This is a genomic window from Methanospirillum hungatei (assembly GCF_019263745.1).
Classification (GTDB): domain Archaea; phylum Halobacteriota; class Methanomicrobia; order Methanomicrobiales; family Methanospirillaceae; genus Methanospirillum; species Methanospirillum purgamenti.
On sequence record NZ_CP077107.1, the window covers coordinates 2,948,222 to 2,963,601 of the forward strand.

Genomic DNA, 15,380 nt, shown 5'->3' on the forward strand with positions numbered 1-15,380 from the left:
TGCATGCCCTGATGATATGGATAATGATGAATAAAAATAGGAGAAATGTCCCCTAATCCATGCAATTAGTATGGAAATTTTAAAAAAGTTTAGTATCTTCTGCGGTTACCGCCAAAGCCACCGCTTCCGCTACCGCCGCCATAGCCACGGTTTCCACCAAAGGAACTATTGCCACCGAATTCACGGCGTGGCTGCATGGGACGGGCTTCGTCAATCCGCAGGGTTCTTCCACCAAATTCGGTCTGGTTTAGGGAATCCATTGCGTTTTGTGCCTCTTCGGAGGTGCTCATTTCTACAAATCCAAATCCTTTCTGCTCAATAAGCTTGACATTGTCAACTGTCCCAAAAGGAGCAAAAAGTTCTCTGATCTGGGTCTCATTTGTAGAGTAGGGGAGGTTCCCAACGTATAATCTCTTTCCTTCCATTATCAATCACTTATCTTTTGCATCCGTGTAAATGGCAGTCACGGATCCTGGGATCCTCCCTGCCAGAGACATAACCGAGAATAGCGTGACACAAAACACTTCAGACCGAAGGATGCTCAGGAACTATTTCAGAATTGCTCAAACGTCTGCTATACAATAATAGACGCAAGAGTATTTGAATTATCACCATCATTTAAAAAATAAATGAGCATTATATAATCCTGTATTAGATAATAACATCACATGCACCTGGTATTGCATGATCATATTTTTCCTCGTAATAGGGATTCGTAATTACCAAGAGATGTAAATCCTGATCTGCAGTACTATTCATAACAGCACCTGGAGCAGCAAAAACAATATCTCCTGGATTAACCGGGTATTGAGTACATCCGACAGAGTAATTACCCGAACCTGATAAAATGGTTATGAGTTGATACCGATCATCAATATAATGGTCTGGCATCTGGGAACCTTCAGACATCCAGACAGATCCAAGATCATATGATAGTTCAAGAGCGTCTTCTTCTGGATGTAATAACCGATAAAATCTAAATGTTTCATTGGATGTCTGATTTCCTATAATATGGGGAGAAATTGTCTCTTCTGTTCTGATCCGGACTGTTGTGTCATGATATCCTTCTTCTCCATCTTCATCTATAGAAGTAGCATTACTGTCCTGATTTGTCCAGTCAAGCAATGAAAAAAAGCGAAGTCTACCCTCATCTGCATTTTCATATCTGCGAAGTTTCATTGGCGGAATATACACCGCGTCATTCGGCCCGGCCAGGATTTGTTCATCATCAGCGGTGATGTTGATTGTTCCTTCCAGTACATATATCACCTCTGGAACTGGGAGTATTGCATCAGGTGAGAGAACTGCACCAGGATCTGCATTATACAGTGTTAGAGACGTATTGGGAGAAAGAGTCATTCCTGACATGAGGTCTAGCCGGGAGAAAACATCGGTGACATTGAGCAGTTCATCGTGATGTACCCACTCGTAGTTATCTTCAGTCAGGACAATCCCTTCAGATTTTTCCCAAGAATTATCCGCGAATAAAACGCTACATGTTAACAGTGATAGAATAAAAGCAGTGGCAATAACCGGATATCTGAAATTCATATACTCACGTTAGCACCACAAATATTAAGAGGGTTCTTGTATTGCCCTTATTCACTTCTAATCTCTATGTTAGATCTGGTTTTTTCTTACGCTTTTTTTAACTTAAGTAAGCCAGTATATCGGATTGAGGAACATGGTGAAAGACTGAATTGTGATGATTATGATGAGAAAAAAACTTGCAAAAAGGAAAATTGGTACGATGACTGCCAGAACTGATCTGATCAATGATAATCCTGCACACTCTTTTAAACCAACTACCATTATAATGCTGGACCAGACTATCCCAATAATTCCCATCACTGGAACCCAACCAAAGAGAAGTGTTGGTGTAGCGGCATACATCTGTACCTTCATTGTCTGACTAAAACCCTGTTCACCCCCTACCAGAAGAATAAATGGATGTATAAGAGCGCCTGCGATGAACACAAGATATATTCCTGCAAGAAACGTCCCTATTATTATAGCAACTCCAAATTCAGCAATGATTGGGCATATTTTTTCTGCAATATACGGACCATAATATGGGACTATTTGTAACATCTCCCGAATTGCGTGGTCGTTGTCAAACATTCTGATCCACCCGGCAATTACTGAGAAAAATGCGAGCAGCACAATATATTGCCTGTACGCATGAGGAAGGCCTGATTCACGAACATTTTGGAAGAATTTATTTGGGTGAAGGAGAACGCCGCGAATATCGTCAATCAGAATTTGAATCATAATTTGTACTATACTATAATCAGGTATAGTTGTTCCCTGCTGGGTCATCTTCTCATCTTATTAAATCCTACTCTTATGTACTGACACATCGTCAGATTCGAAGTGATTCACATGCAAAGACTCCAGAGATCATTATCCGTAATACATCTGCTTTTTATTGTGCTCTTATTTTGTTCCGGCATATCATTTGCAGAAGATACGGATGATGTCATGCCTGATACAGAGATAACTGACATAAAAGAAACGTCATCAGATATCGTTGGTCTCCTCTATAATGGAACTGTAGATACAAAAGGATCGCTTTCAGTCCTTTCATACTCTGGAACATCATATACGGTCCCAGGGAACACTCCGATTGGGATCCTTCAGATTCTTCAGGAAGCGGGAACAATAAACAAACTTTCCATTGGTGATGAATTGATGGAGAAGAAAGGAATCCTGCTTCTTGATGGAATAGGAAACCTGAGTTTTGGAGATGAAGCCGGTTGGTACGTCAAGGTAAATGGAGAGAGACTTGAGGATGTCGTTCTGTCAGAAACCATGGGGCTTAACCGGTATCTGCTGAATGAAGGTGACGTTGTCCTATTCATTCTTGGAGATCCGAAAGGGATGGTTTCAGAATCAAAGGCATATCTGACTGTAACGGTAGGGGAGATCCATGAAGTCCTGGCTGAACCAGTGAGTACTAACCAGGGGAATGAGACAGTCAAACCAGAACAGGATACCCTGAATGTCACTACCAATGAAGATTTACCTAAGCTAAATGAAAAAACTGTGGAAGAAATTGAAAAAGAAAGCTCCCCGGACGAATCAGACACAAAATCTTCAAACACTTCTTCTACTGGCGACCAGGAAATCCTATATAGTGGTTCGTTCTCACTCCCATCCGGGATAGTTAACATAACAACAACCGGGGGAGATTATGAAATCGACGGTGACACTCCACTTGGACTCTTGAAAAAACTGATGGACGATGACAAAATTTCAGATGTAAGCGTGAGTGACAAATCAATGAGAAAGGGTGGAATACTCTTTTTAGAAGGAATTAATGATTATCATTTTTCTGGTGATAAAACATGGTTTGTTCTAGTCAATAATATTCTTCTTAAGGACTATCTTTATCCAGATACCGACGGGTTGAATGTATATGGACTTAAGACAGGAGATGAAGTAGGGTTTTACTTTGGTGAACCTGCAAGGCCAGCGGAAGATGCGGAAGCGAAATTGATTATTACGATTGAATAGCCCCAATCATAAAAAAATCCATTTTTTGTAATATATGGGTTCAGATCCTGTGTAAAAAGGGAAAACTGTTTAGATTGAAAAAATTACAGGAGTTTTGGATGTTCATTGAGGAAGACCCGGATTTTCTTGTCCGAGATATCTGCCCTGTCCCCCGCCATAATTCCTGCAGAAACATAGGAATTAGATGAACCGCTCTCTCCCTTATTCCGTAATATGGCTGCCTGATCAAAATTGTCAGTAAACTGAATCATCCGATCAATAAAATCATAATATTGTAACCGCACATAATCCATTTTCTTTGGAAATGTACTGGCATCATTATTGTTTCTGATTCTTTGACGAAGTTCATTAATATGTGTTTGAGCTGCTAAAGCATCTCCGGCATTCCAGGTATCAAGAACTGCTTTCTTTCCTTCCTGAATGAGATCAAGCTTTGTTATAACAAGTTCCTGAAAAGCCAAGTTTGGATCTGGTGTCGGTACCTGAACTGGAGTTGTGGGCTCTGGTGTGATTATTGGTGATGTTGTCGGTAATGGTGTATGACTTATTGTCTCATTTTTAGACTCGTTCACAAGCTCTTCAGGGGAGATCTCTGACTCTTGAACTGGTTTGCTTGTTTCCTCCGGAGATACTACTGGATAAGACTGAATTTGCTCCTGTTGAACACATCCTGCGAGTAGGATTGTAGCGAGGAGGATACAACCCACAATGAAATATTTAACCATACACTGTTGTTGATCTCATATACAAATATGCTATCTCATATATCTCCTTTTAAAAAAACAGTCGGGTATTATTATAGTAAAAGATTGATAATCTGAATATTTCATATTGTCTGAATTATTCCGATAAAAATTCAGGAAAACTCTTTGAAATGATTATTCTTTTAAATATTATATCATAATGATTATAAATTGAATTATATGCTCACATAAAAATATTTTAAATCATAAAGTCAAGCACGCACTCTGAATATTTGAACAAATTATTAATATTTACACGTTTCAATCGATATTTTTGAAAATCGTGATTATGAGAACTAAATTCCCGATTTTCAGTCATATTTTTAAAAACCAATAGTTTCCGGATGTTCAATGTTCTTCTCCGGATTGTATTGTATGATTTCAGGATGCGGGGAATTCATGATAATCAGGCATTCTTTCGGGGTCAGAACGTAGATCACTATCTCTATGAAATTTATCGTATGATTTTTATTTCACGATTACAAGAAGTAACATTTAACTCTCCACCCGATGACCCATTGGATCAGAGGTACTCGTGACGGATCCCCCGGAGCGGTGCCTCGCGGGACAGGGGCTGGTAACATCCGCTATAGCCCCCTATCATAATGGTATTCAGAGTTGGAATTCGGGTAATTTGATCCCTGCCGGCATATTGCCGGTGTGCCATTACAACTGTTGCAATGGAGTGGTACAATAGTGCCATCCGTCTGCACACATGGATCACCTACCAGACACATCAACCCCACCAGACAGCACTAGGTAGACCCGGATAAACCCCCCAACAATGATGCCATTTCATCGGGCATAATCATCATTCACATCCCCCCTGACAGCATCCCATCAGGGCACCCGCCAGCCTCTCCCGTTTTCATGGGAGATCTGTTCATACGTTTTATCATTTTCTTCACCTCATTCAAGAGACAATTCTGAATAATTGGGATATTATTTAATAATCTTATGCTTATACCAACTGTATGTGTCTTGAATGGGGAGAATCATGGGATTTTGGAGTAGAAGAAAAGGAGTGACTGATGATATTAAAGAAACCCCGGACAATTGTTTAAATAAATATGAGGAGGGAAAACCTGTTTTACCTGTCGAAGAACCGGAAAAATCCACAAAGAAACTAAAAATACCTTTAAACAAAACTACATCTGATGTAAAATATATCCTTAAAACAATTTTCTTTCCCTGTCCTATTTGTAGTGAAATAAATACTGTTGATCTCTCCGAACTAGATCCCATAATGGGCGGTGAAACCATGTGTGTTCACTGTCAGGTGGTTCTGCATATTCCCGGAGGCTATCTGACTCACTCTGAAGTTCCGAAATTAAAGGTATATGCCGGCCTTCCTGTTGCAGTACGAAAATTCCCGTTATTTTATTGGAACCATCCGGTAATAAACGACCTGGAACAACAGGGTATCACCCGCATTATCATTCAATATGGATTATGGGGATTTTGTCAGCGATGTCATCACCAGTTCAGCCCTGCTGTTCTCATAAACCTCCCTCATACATCAGGAGAGATTGTTGATTACCGTTCTTTATCATCCGAAGAGATGAATGAGATGAAATCACTCAGGGCTGGTTGTTGTCCATATTGCTCCCACCGAATTCTTCTGGTAATTATATCTGATGTTCCCCACTATGTCATATCAGCAAGCGAAAACCTGGCACATCGATGGGAGGAGGATTAATAGGGTGCTATCTGTTCTATCCAACTAAGAATTAAAGCACTTGCAATACTGTCCGGACCGGGGAGTTGTGGAAGATTTTCATGTGTATACCATCCAGCGTCCTCTATTTCAAATCCGTCTGGCATGATCTCTCCTCCTGCATATTCTGCAGTAAATCCTATCATGAGTGAGTCAGGAAAAGGCCAGGGCTGCGATCCGAAGTATTTGATGTTTGAGATTTCAATACCGATTTCCTCACGAACCTCTCTACATACTGCGGTCTCTAAGGACTCACCTGCTTCGACAAATCCTGCCTGTACACTGTACATATCTTTCGGAAAATGAGGTGATCTGGAAAGGAGTATTCTGCTACCATCAGTAATACGGACGATAACCGCCGGTGATAGTTTTGGGAAAACGATTTTTTTGCAGGATGTACAAATTTTTGCAACCTCGTCAGTTTTTATATATGTTCGACTGCCACAATACCCACAATATTTTGTCAATGTATCAAATCTAACCAGTTGAACAGCACGACATGCAATACCAGAAATCGGAGAGTTTGTCCCATTTGGAATTTCCCGAAGTGTCAATAAAGAATACGCTGTTTGGAGTGGAAGATCTAACCGAATACCGATTACCCACCAGGATATACCGTTCCAGGTTCCGAGAAAAATCCTGCAAGATTCAAACCTGGCAATATCTTCTGGAATGTCATGAAAGACAAATCCTTCTGTTCCCTTGATAAGATGCCCGTCTGACTGAGCTATGAGATAAGAATGGTGAGATGATAGATCCCCATGGATATTCATCCGGGGAATTGCAAATGATGGGTGGTACATAAAATGGTTACACATTCATCCTGATTTTATATGACTGTCTTGTCGAAGTCAACTTCTATTCCTGAAGAGTGTGTTTGTGAGAATTGATGAACGTATAATATAAATCGCTCAAAAATCCATTCATTTCTGACTTCTGGATGAAATAAGACTCCAAACCATGGCTTATGCTGATGCATTACAATCTGTTCCCCGTCATCTGATTCTGCAAGGGATATCCAGGGGTGGATTCTAGCAGCAGTGTATTGATGAAGAGAATAACCTGAAAAATCATCCTTCCCTTTCGTTAACTGATGTTCTCTCCCAATATCAGTCAGGTATACAGGAGTCATTCCAATCTCCAGAAATGGGTGTCTCTCGCCTCCGGTTCCAGTTAAAAGCATCTGCATTCCTGCGCAGATTCCAAGTATTGGACCATTCCATAGGTTCAATTGTGTTTCTATAGAATGGTTTACATACCAGTCATCAGCTAAAGCAGTTCCACAAATAATGATACCATTCACTACTGGATCTACTCTTCCCCACTCTTCGAGGCGTATAACCCGCGTTTGCTGACCGACACTTAGGAAATATCGGGTGATTGGGGCCACGAACTCATCGCGGAGAATAGTTATCTCTGGATCGGTCAGATCAATAATTAAAATCATAGATTACACCAACTGTGCACGGGAGATAACATAGCCTCCTGATCCATATGCGAACTTTGCTTCTGTTTCTAGGATCTCTATTCTTTTGTGGAAAAATGGGGCATAGCAGACAAAACTCTCATATTCTCCTCCCTCTCCGGCAAGTGATACATGGTACTTCTGATGTATCTTTTTCATCCGGTTCAGAAATGACTCATCAATTCTCACTCCTAACCATGATTCGTCAAGAGGTTCAGCAAAAACACCCGCAATGATTACTTCAAATCCTTCAGACACTAAGGAATTGATATATTGTTCCTGATCACAAAGCCAGAGTGGTGAAAAACACCATAATTTTTCATCATGGCAAATATGCTCAATCCGGGATGCCTGATATACTGATTGAATAGCTCCGGTAACAATACCATCAAGATGATAAGTACTTGCTGCCCGATGTATTGCTTCCCTGAGGTCAACCAGTTCTTTCTCTTTAGCTCCATCTGTCTCCTGTATAAGGATCGGGATTTCTGCTGCCTCGGCCTGGAGTTTTGTCAAAGAAATATTTGGAGTATGAAACATGTAACTTTCCGGATTACGGGACTGAATAGTAATAAAACAAGAAATTTCATGTCCGGTTTGTATCATTCGCCATGCAGCATAAACCGAATCTTTTCCCCCGGATAATAGTGCCCCGATTCTCATACGATCAACATAATACCCTGCCTTTATGCACAGTTTTGCATCAGGTAAAATACATATCCAAACATTCCCCGGTTCTCTTCAAAAATCTGAATTTCATCTTCAATTTCTTTCAATATTCTGTCTTCACTTAAAGAGAGTATTTCAGTTTTTCGCAACCTTGTTATTTTCTCTTTTTGTGGGGCATAGTAATCATCCCAGGCATGGTCTGGAAGAAGAATTGAACCTAGCCACCGGTATCCGCTTTTTTCAATGAGTAACTGATTTTTGTCGATCGTTGTCATTGCTGGATATTCACTGGCCCAAAATTCATGTACTGGATTTGGTGGATTTGAGGTCAGCCATGTCATTTCTGAAACAACCAGGTATCCGTCAGTTTTCAAATGTTTTTTCCACAATGTAAGTCCATTTTCAAATCCAATAATGTATATCGCACCCTCACTCCAAATGAGATCTACTGGCTCCTTTGATTCATACATATCCATTGATGCATGAACAGGTACAATGAAATCTTCGAGTTTTTCCCTCTTTATTCGCCGGACTAGTCCATCAAGTATTGTCTGATGAAGATCAACAGCTGTCACGCGGCATCCACATTGTGCAAGAATAAGGGATTGTTTACCGCTTCCACATCCCATATCAAGGGCCTTTGGATGAGGGGGAAGGTCAATGAGCAGACCTAGTATATGCTGGGTAAACTGGTCATTTCCCGGGCCCTGCCTGGGAAGGTCTGCGTAAAAATCCAGAAAAAATTGAAAAGATTGTTTGTCATCCATTCAAGTCGTTACTCATTAAAAAGGTAACATGTTTGTTATTGCAGCCCACATATTGGAAAATCCCTGACCCAATATTACATTTGGATCAATACCGAGAATCGGGAAGATAAATATGAAATATGCAAATGTTCCGATACTTGACCCTACATTTGCAAGTGCCGCTACAAGGACTACTTTGAATAATGGGATGTCTCGCATTTCCATTATCGACTCTGCTTCCATGATTCTCTTAATATCAGAACCACGAGGTTTTCTGATCTTAGCTTCTGCGATTGCTGAAAACCATCCGGCGGCAATAAGAGGATGAAGTGATGATAGGGGACTTACCGCAAAACCGACAAGTCCGGATATCGGATGTCCTCCGGCAATCAACGTAAAGATAAATGTTAGAACACCATGAATCAAAACCCAGTATACGAGAGCCTGAAGTAATACCTCTGTTCCGACTCCGGAGAATATGATGGCAAGGATGAGGAGGAGAAACACTGCAGTGACAATGACTCCGAAAATCAATCCCCATGGCCGGGTTTTTATCTGGGTGGTCAGGCTGTCTAATGGGGGAATCGTCTCCGGTCTTTGTAAGAATTTTTCAATACCTTTCCTATGTCCTGCACCAACTACTGCTAAAACACGTTCATGTGATGCAACCAATCTTACCAGATTATGAGACATGTATGCATCTCTCTCACCGATCAGTGCTTCTGCTCCACGTGGTGAATACTTATAAAACTCCTCCATCGCAAGAGTGACCACATCCTCTTTTGTGAGTTCATCTATATCGATGAGTTCGCCGCTCTTATCTGCGACAACAACCGAACCGATGAGTGCGTAAAACATCTTGAATTTTTCAATGATTGACATCGATGCCCAGAATCGGTGGAGGGTTATCCTGATATCACGGTCGATAAGGGCAATTTTTACCTGACGCTCTTCTGCTGCTGCAATTGCTGCTTTCATCTCTGCACCAGGTTCAACGCCGACATCCATTCCGATTTTTCTCTGGATGTATGCAAGAATCCACTGAATTAAGAGTTGTGTGAAATTCTTTGCCTGAAGGATATCTTCGATTTCCGGATTTTTTTGCTGCTGTTTCAGGCCCAGGTATCTGCCCTGGTCTAGTTCAATGGCAACCACATCAGGTTGCCACTCATCAATCGCTGTTTTTACTTCATCAACACTTTTTTGTGAGACATGTGCTGTCCCGATTATCCGGATTTCACCCATGATATTCCTTTATTCCTTCTGCATCTATTACAACCGGCTTACCTGCCGGAATGGAGTGAGAAGATAAAATTTTCAGAATTTTATCATCCTGATCTTGTTCATATTCGAGGCGTTTTTCCAGGTTCAACGCCATCTCTTGAGCATCTTCTGTATGGTTAACAGTCCTTATTCCTTCACATGGATGGACTGATAGACCTGAATTGTCCAGCATAAATGGGTATGTCCGACAGATCCACGGTCGAACCTCATATATAATACACCGGTTTCTTTCAAGAAACATACATTGATCATTTTTTCGGCGAAGAACCCATCCAAAGGTATAGTCCTTTCCCCCTTCCTGAATTCTGTCTGGATAGGGTTCTACGATATCTTCAAATGAAAGACCGCTCCTCTCGATTATCCTGGATATTTCTTCGGGTCCTACCATAACAAGGTTGGATCCGGGTTCAGATTCCTTGCAACATGTTCCACACCGGGTACATGAAAAACCTGTTTCTTTAATGGCACCCACGAGGGATAATGAATGAGTCATACCTCTGTCTGGTCCTGACAGATATGATTGAAGTTTTCAAATATCCGGTACCCCTCAAAGGTATGGCTCACCTCCGGATGCCATTGAATACCAAATACTGGCAGTTCTTTATGTGCTATCGCCTCGTTTCCACAGATAGAAGAGGTAGCAAGCCGGTTAAATCCAACAGGGAGGACAATTACCTCATCTGCATGGGACGCCCATACCTGCATCTTCTCTGGATACCCGGTAAGAATTGTATCATGATCTGTAATGGTTACCTCAACTGCTCCATACCCTCCTTTCTGCCCTGACTGAACTGTTCCGCCAAATGTTTGTGCAATAACATGCAAACCAAGACAGATCCCAAGAACCGGTTTTTTAAGATGAATATATTGATCTGACATTCCGGCACGAGATATATCCGGGCCACCACCAAGTATGATACCACGGCATCCGGCTATTACATCTTCAATCGGTGTGGTATTTGGGATAAGTTTTGCATCAATATCCAGGTCACGAAGAGCCCGAAGAATGAGATGGTTGAACTGGCCATAATTATTGACCACAAATAAAGGAAGCATCTTCCTTATATGTTATACCGGGCAGTAGATATGCATTCAGGGACTATACCCAGTCACAAATGAGACAATGGACTTGGTAATTTCCTCCGGATTATATCCAAGAAGGTTCCCAAGCATCATTGCTCCACCACATCCCATCCCTTCCTTGACCTCCCCAATACAGTACCTGACTAGACCTGAATGACCCAAATCCCCAAATCCGGGATCGACATAGGTTATCGGAACATCGATCTCCTGTGCTGTTTTATCACAGCTAGCATGTGGATCATCACGAACATAGGTAGTTGTTACAACTTCTGGCATGGGGTTTCCTAAAGCCTGGATCACTGCTGCAACGGCAAGCATTTGTGTCCCCCCTGCAAGGAAGACTTTTCCTGGAAAGCCCTTTGATAATCCGACACACACTGCTATCATAGGATCTCCGGTTTCTTTGATGATTTCGAGAGGATGCGATATACGTTTCCCAATCCGGTTTACTACTTCGTTGTAGACTTCTTCTTTCATTGATTCCGGATTTTTTACCGACGCGCTGCTTACTCTTGCATCATACCCTAACATTCTGAGGACACACAGAGCCGTTGTCGTACCTCCCGGAACACATTCACCAATTACCAGAAGATCATATGCCGATAAAAGCTTTCCAACCCTGATTCCTTCTTCATATAATCGTACTGCATCTGGAACAGCCGGTCTGTACCGAGGATCCTCCCCTGCTTTTCCCTGGAGATCCAGCACTGGAACGGTTGGTCGATGAACCAGTCCGGCATTTATGAATAAAGGTGATAATCCAGCCAGATTAAGAACTGCTCGTGTTATTGATGCAGGTGTCGGGCATCCAGTAGGGGTGTTTGGTGTTGCATCTGAACTTGTAATAACACCCTGCCAGATTAGTTCCGCATCCAGAACCGGCACAAGCAGAGAACCCATTGGATTCGGCCCAGCTCCTGAGAGGCCAGGAACTGTGGATAACATGGTGTTCGCCAGAATTCCTACAAACAACGGTCTTTTTGGCTGTAATAAATTTGGTCGGGATAGAAAAACCATTCGTAATCGATTGCTCTGAATGAACCATCAATCTCTCGCTTCACCAAAGCCCATATCTGTCAGGTGTGAAAACTCATGAGGAATCATGATACACGCCATCCTGGCACTTCTCCAGTTCACCACGATTCTGCCTCTTGGAAAAATAGTCCCTTTTGAGGCATTTGCACGCAATACATGGCTGTATCCATTGGCCGGATATGTTATCGGTGGGTTTGGTGGTTTCCTCTTAATTTTCATACCTGCACCCTCATTTGTCGGGGCGGTGCTTGCTATTGGTCTGGTTCTGTTTATGTCTGGGGCAAACCATCTTGATGGTTTATTGGACTTTGGTGATGGGCTTATGGCGCATGGTTCACAACAAAAACGGATTCATGCCCTTACTGACCGGCAAATAGGCTCCGGAGCCCTTGCTCTTGGGATGATGGTAACCCTGCTCTCTGTGGTATCTTTAGGTTCAGTTCAAACTGGGGTGATTGCAGCATCAGTGCTAATTATTGCTGAAACAGGGGGGAAATGGAGCATGGCATTCCTTACTGTGTTTGGCAAACCATTTCATGACGGTCTGCATGCAACGTTACATTCCTATTCAAAAACCTGGTTTGTAATACCAGCCACCCTGCTTCTCGTGCCCGCATTTCTGTTACCTATCCCCCTTTTTGTAAAAATTTATGCCGGGATTATACTAATTATAATTCCGCTGTGTACCCGGTTTCTGGCCTATAAATTGTTTGGAGGTGTAAATGGTGATGTCACTGGAGCAACGGGGGAGATAACCCGGTGCGCTCTCCTCACTATCTGTGCCTGTAGTCTTGCCACGATGAACGTTTGATAATTATTAGAAAACCTGTGTCAGAGCCGTGATCTAAAACGTGGGGTGTATCCTTGTTCTTTTTCATCATCACACGCAATTGCAGAGCCATCGCGGACCAAACTGTTGAATTGCATGGCAGCTTCCATAAGGATCTCAGGGGGTACGTTCGCCCCTCTTATCTGAGAAAAGGCATTCTCATAAGGAGAAGGCATAACCCGCGCCCCTACCTGAATTCCTTTACAATTCATGCAATATGAGCACCTGGTGTGCACTGGCAGTTTTCCAGAGGCACATTCCACATATGCTTTATCTGAGCCTTGCTCACGGAGAATTGGAATTGACTTCATATGTATTCAGATCATTCCTCTGAAACCCTCTTAATTACTTCGTTTTCTCCTGATATCCAATAATCTGGTTTACGCCGGCTCCAGGGTCATAGTGAAAAATATTAAAAGGACTTCTATCAAATATGTAATACTCGCATAACCGGGCTGTGCTTTGCAGTTCTGATATCGTGCGGAGGTATTGGAGGATTTGTATATATGGCAACTGAGAAGCCCCACATTAACCTCGCTGTTATTGGTCACATTGACCATGGTAAGTCAACTACCGTCGGCAGACTGATGTACGAAGCCGGAGCTGTTCCGGCACACATCGTTGAACAGTATAAGAAAGAAGCAGAATCAAAAGGTAAGGGTTCATTCGCTTTTGCATGGGTTATGGACAGCCTGAAAGAAGAGCGTGAACGTGGTATTACCATTGATATTGCCCACAAGCGGTTCGACACTGACAAGTACTACTTTACTGTCGTGGACTGTCCGGGACACAGAGACTTCGTCAAGAACATGATCACTGGTGCTTCCCAGGCGGATGCAGCAGTCATCGTCGTTGCAGCACCTGATGGTGTTATGGAACAGACCAAGGAGCACGTTTTCCTGTCCAAGACCCTTGGTATCAAGCAGCTCATTGTTGCAGTCAACAAGATGGATGCATCCAACTATGACGAAGCTCGGTTCAACCAGGTCAAGACCGATGTTGGAAACCTTCTGAAAATGGTTGGAACCAACCCAGACAGTGTCAAGTTTATCCCAATCAGTGCATTTGAGGGTGACAACATAATCAAGAACTCTGACAAGATGCCTTGGTACAAAGGAAAAACACTCTTCGGATTACTTGATGAACTCGAAGTTCCTGACAAGCCAACCGAAAAACCACTTCGTGTCCCAATTCAGGATGCATATTCAATCTCCGGCATTGGAACTGTTCCGGTCGGACGTGTTGAAACCGGTATTCTCAAGAAAGGTATGAATGTTACCTTCATGCCAGCCAACAAGACTGGTGAATGCAAGTCTATTGAGATGCACCACGAAGAAATTCCACAGGCACTTCCAGGCGATAACATCGGATTTAACGTCCGTGGTATCGGAAAGGATGATGTTCGTCGTGGTGACGTTTGTGGGGCCGCTGACAATCCGCCAGCAGTTGCAGAAGAATTCTCTGCACAGATTGTCGTTCTTCAGCACCCAAGTGCTATCACTATTGGATACACCCCGGTCTTCCACTGTCACACAGCGCAGACCGCTTGTACCTTTACTGAACTTGTAAAGAAACTTGATCCACGTACCGGTCAGACCCTTGAGGAGAACCCAACCTTCCTGAAAGCAGGAGATGCAGCAATCATCAAGTGTCATCCAACCAAGCCACTCTGTATCGAGAGTGCAAAGGAATTCCCACAGCTTGGACGGTTCGCAATCCGTGATATGGGCCAGACCATCGCTGCCGGCATGTGTATTGAAGTTGCCAGAAAGCAGATGCGCTGATCGAATCGGTGTTATCATGCAGAAGGCCAGAATCCGACTCACCGGAACCGATTATCAGAAAGTAGAAGAAGTGTGCGAAAAGATTAAAGAGATCGCTGAGCGGACCGGTGTAAATCTGGCCGGTCCGATTCCCCTGCCAACCAGGAAGCTTGTGGTACCTATCCGGAAAAGTCCGGATGGAGAAGGGACAGCTACCTGGGACCGCTGGCAGATGAGAGTTCACAAGCGTCTCATTGATCTCGACGCTGATGAGCGTGCTCTTCGTCAGCTTATGCGTACCCAGGTACCAAAGGACATTGGAATTGAGATTGTCCTTGAAAGCTGATGAATATGGGCGGCTTTTCAGATAAGCCGCAATAATCCCAATATCATCCACAGTACCTCCCAAGGGAGATACCTTCTTTTCATTTTATAATGATTAACGGGGGACAGAGGGAAATATCCACCGACCGCATTTTTTCACCAAAGATTGCCTTTTAGTGATGAACCGTTCTACTTACTGAGGCAGA

The 15,380-nt window shown here is 42.7% G+C and carries 19 protein-coding genes; 5 read left to right on the forward strand and 14 right to left on the reverse strand.

All coding sequences use genetic code 11. The annotated features are described in order from the left end of the window. Nucleotides 1–89: 89 nt before the first annotated feature. The 3 genes from KSK55_RS14240 to KSK55_RS14250 all read right to left on the reverse strand — a co-directional run bounded on the left by KSK55_RS14240 (nt 90) and on the right by KSK55_RS14250 (nt 2,271). Nucleotides 90–425: an RNA recognition motif domain-containing protein gene (locus KSK55_RS14240; protein WP_214420838.1), complete on the reverse strand. Its 336-nt coding sequence runs from the start codon at nt 423–425 to the stop codon at nt 90–92. 226 nt (nt 426–651) lie between these two features. After that, nucleotides 652–1,551 (reverse strand): cupin domain-containing protein, encoded by a 900-nt coding sequence (locus KSK55_RS14245; protein WP_218607384.1) that lies wholly within the window; start codon nt 1,549–1,551, stop codon nt 652–654. Between the two features lie 102 nt (nt 1,552–1,653). Next, nucleotides 1,654–2,271, reverse strand: a complete 618-nt coding sequence (locus KSK55_RS14250) for a YIP1 family protein (RefSeq protein ID WP_218607385.1) — start codon at nt 2,269–2,271, stop codon at nt 1,654–1,656. Between the two features lie 210 nt (nt 2,272–2,481). Between KSK55_RS14250 and KSK55_RS14255 the strand changes: the two genes are divergently transcribed. Further along, entirely contained in the window at nt 2,482–3,516 is a 1,035-nt protein-coding gene (locus KSK55_RS14255) for a hypothetical protein (RefSeq protein ID WP_218607386.1), read from the forward strand. 83 nt (nt 3,517–3,599) lie between these two features. Here the strand turns inward: KSK55_RS14255 and KSK55_RS14260 are convergent, their stop codons facing one another. Together KSK55_RS14260 and KSK55_RS14265 are read right to left on the reverse strand one after the other, a co-directional pair. Next, complete coding sequence (locus tag KSK55_RS14260; RefSeq protein ID WP_218607387.1) at nt 3,600–4,241, reverse strand: hypothetical protein; 642 nt, start codon at nt 4,239–4,241, stop codon at nt 3,600–3,602. A 541-nt stretch (nt 4,242–4,782) separates the two neighbouring features. Continuing rightward, nucleotides 4,783–4,974 carry a hypothetical protein gene (locus KSK55_RS14265; protein ID WP_218607388.1) on the reverse strand — a complete coding sequence of 64 codons (192 nt, stop codon included), beginning with the start codon at nt 4,972–4,974 and terminating at the stop codon, nt 4,783–4,785. Nucleotides 4,975–5,256: 282 nt separating this feature from the next. Between KSK55_RS14265 and KSK55_RS14270 the strand changes: the two genes are divergently transcribed. After that, nucleotides 5,257–5,958, forward strand: coding sequence for a hypothetical protein (locus KSK55_RS14270; RefSeq protein WP_218607389.1), 702 nt, complete (start codon nt 5,257–5,259; stop codon nt 5,956–5,958). Here the strand turns inward: KSK55_RS14270 and nudC are convergent. The 8 genes from nudC to cobT are packed head-to-tail and all read right to left on the reverse strand — an operon-like array spanning nt 5,955 to nt 12,240. Continuing rightward, nucleotides 5,955–6,779 carry an NAD(+) diphosphatase gene (gene nudC / locus KSK55_RS14275; RefSeq protein WP_218607390.1) on the reverse strand — a complete coding sequence of 275 codons (825 nt, stop codon included), beginning with the start codon at nt 6,777–6,779 and terminating at the stop codon, nt 5,955–5,957. The genes KSK55_RS14270 and nudC overlap by 4 nt on opposite strands. Nucleotides 6,780–6,805: 26 nt before the next feature. Beyond that, the gene (locus tag KSK55_RS14280) at nt 6,806–7,423 is read right to left on the reverse strand and encodes a glutamine amidotransferase-related protein (protein WP_218607391.1); all 618 of its coding nucleotides are present in this window, start codon (nt 7,421–7,423) and stop codon (nt 6,806–6,808) included. Between the two features lie 3 nt (nt 7,424–7,426). Next, nucleotides 7,427–8,104 carry a diphthine--ammonia ligase gene (locus KSK55_RS14285; RefSeq protein WP_218607392.1) on the reverse strand — a complete coding sequence of 226 codons (678 nt, stop codon included), beginning with the start codon at nt 8,102–8,104 and terminating at the stop codon, nt 7,427–7,429. Nucleotides 8,105–8,127: 23 nt separating this feature from the next. Beyond that, nucleotides 8,128–8,877, reverse strand: coding sequence for an SAM-dependent methyltransferase (locus tag KSK55_RS14290; RefSeq protein ID WP_218607393.1), 750 nt, complete (start codon nt 8,875–8,877; stop codon nt 8,128–8,130). Nucleotides 8,878–8,892: 15 nt separating this feature from the next. Next, nucleotides 8,893–10,101, reverse strand: a complete 1,209-nt coding sequence (locus tag KSK55_RS14295; protein ID WP_218607394.1) for a TraB/GumN family protein — start codon at nt 10,099–10,101, stop codon at nt 8,893–8,895. Further along, nucleotides 10,094–10,633, reverse strand: a complete 540-nt coding sequence (locus KSK55_RS14300; protein WP_218607395.1) for a YkgJ family cysteine cluster protein — start codon at nt 10,631–10,633, stop codon at nt 10,094–10,096. Before KSK55_RS14300 ends, KSK55_RS14295 begins: the two co-directional genes overlap by 8 nt. After that, the gene (locus tag KSK55_RS14305) at nt 10,630–11,196 is read right to left on the reverse strand and encodes a GMP synthase subunit A (protein WP_218607396.1); all 567 of its coding nucleotides are present in this window, start codon (nt 11,194–11,196) and stop codon (nt 10,630–10,632) included. The genes KSK55_RS14300 and KSK55_RS14305 overlap by 4 nt, the downstream gene beginning before the upstream one ends. 36 nt (nt 11,197–11,232) lie before the next feature. Continuing rightward, on the reverse strand, nt 11,233–12,240 hold the full coding sequence (gene cobT / locus KSK55_RS14310) for a nicotinate mononucleotide-dependent phosphoribosyltransferase CobT (RefSeq protein ID WP_218607397.1): 1,008 nt from the start codon (nt 12,238–12,240) through the stop codon (nt 11,233–11,235). An 85-nt stretch (nt 12,241–12,325) separates the two neighbouring features. On the opposite strand from cobT, the gene cobS reads away from it, so the two are divergent. Then, nucleotides 12,326–13,069, forward strand: a complete 744-nt coding sequence (gene cobS, locus KSK55_RS14315) for an adenosylcobinamide-GDP ribazoletransferase (RefSeq protein ID WP_218607398.1) — start codon at nt 12,326–12,328, stop codon at nt 13,067–13,069. Nucleotides 13,070–13,089: 20 nt separating this feature from the next. Here the strand turns inward: cobS and KSK55_RS14320 are convergent, their stop codons facing one another. Next, nucleotides 13,090–13,398 carry a hypothetical protein gene (locus tag KSK55_RS14320; protein WP_214420854.1) on the reverse strand — a complete coding sequence of 103 codons (309 nt, stop codon included), beginning with the start codon at nt 13,396–13,398 and terminating at the stop codon, nt 13,090–13,092. A gap of 195 nt (nt 13,399–13,593) precedes the next feature. Between KSK55_RS14320 and tuf the strand changes: the two genes are divergently transcribed. Both tuf and rpsJ read left to right on the forward strand, forming a co-directional pair. Continuing rightward, a complete protein-coding gene (tuf, locus tag KSK55_RS14325; RefSeq protein WP_218607399.1) occupies nt 13,594–14,871 on the forward strand; it encodes a translation elongation factor EF-1 subunit alpha in 1,278 nt (425 codons plus the stop codon). Nucleotides 14,872–14,887: 16 nt separating this feature from the next. Continuing rightward, the gene (gene rpsJ, locus KSK55_RS14330) at nt 14,888–15,196 is read left to right on the forward strand and encodes a 30S ribosomal protein S10 (protein WP_011448589.1); all 309 of its coding nucleotides are present in this window, start codon (nt 14,888–14,890) and stop codon (nt 15,194–15,196) included. The last annotated feature ends 184 nt before the right edge of the window (nt 15,197–15,380 follow it).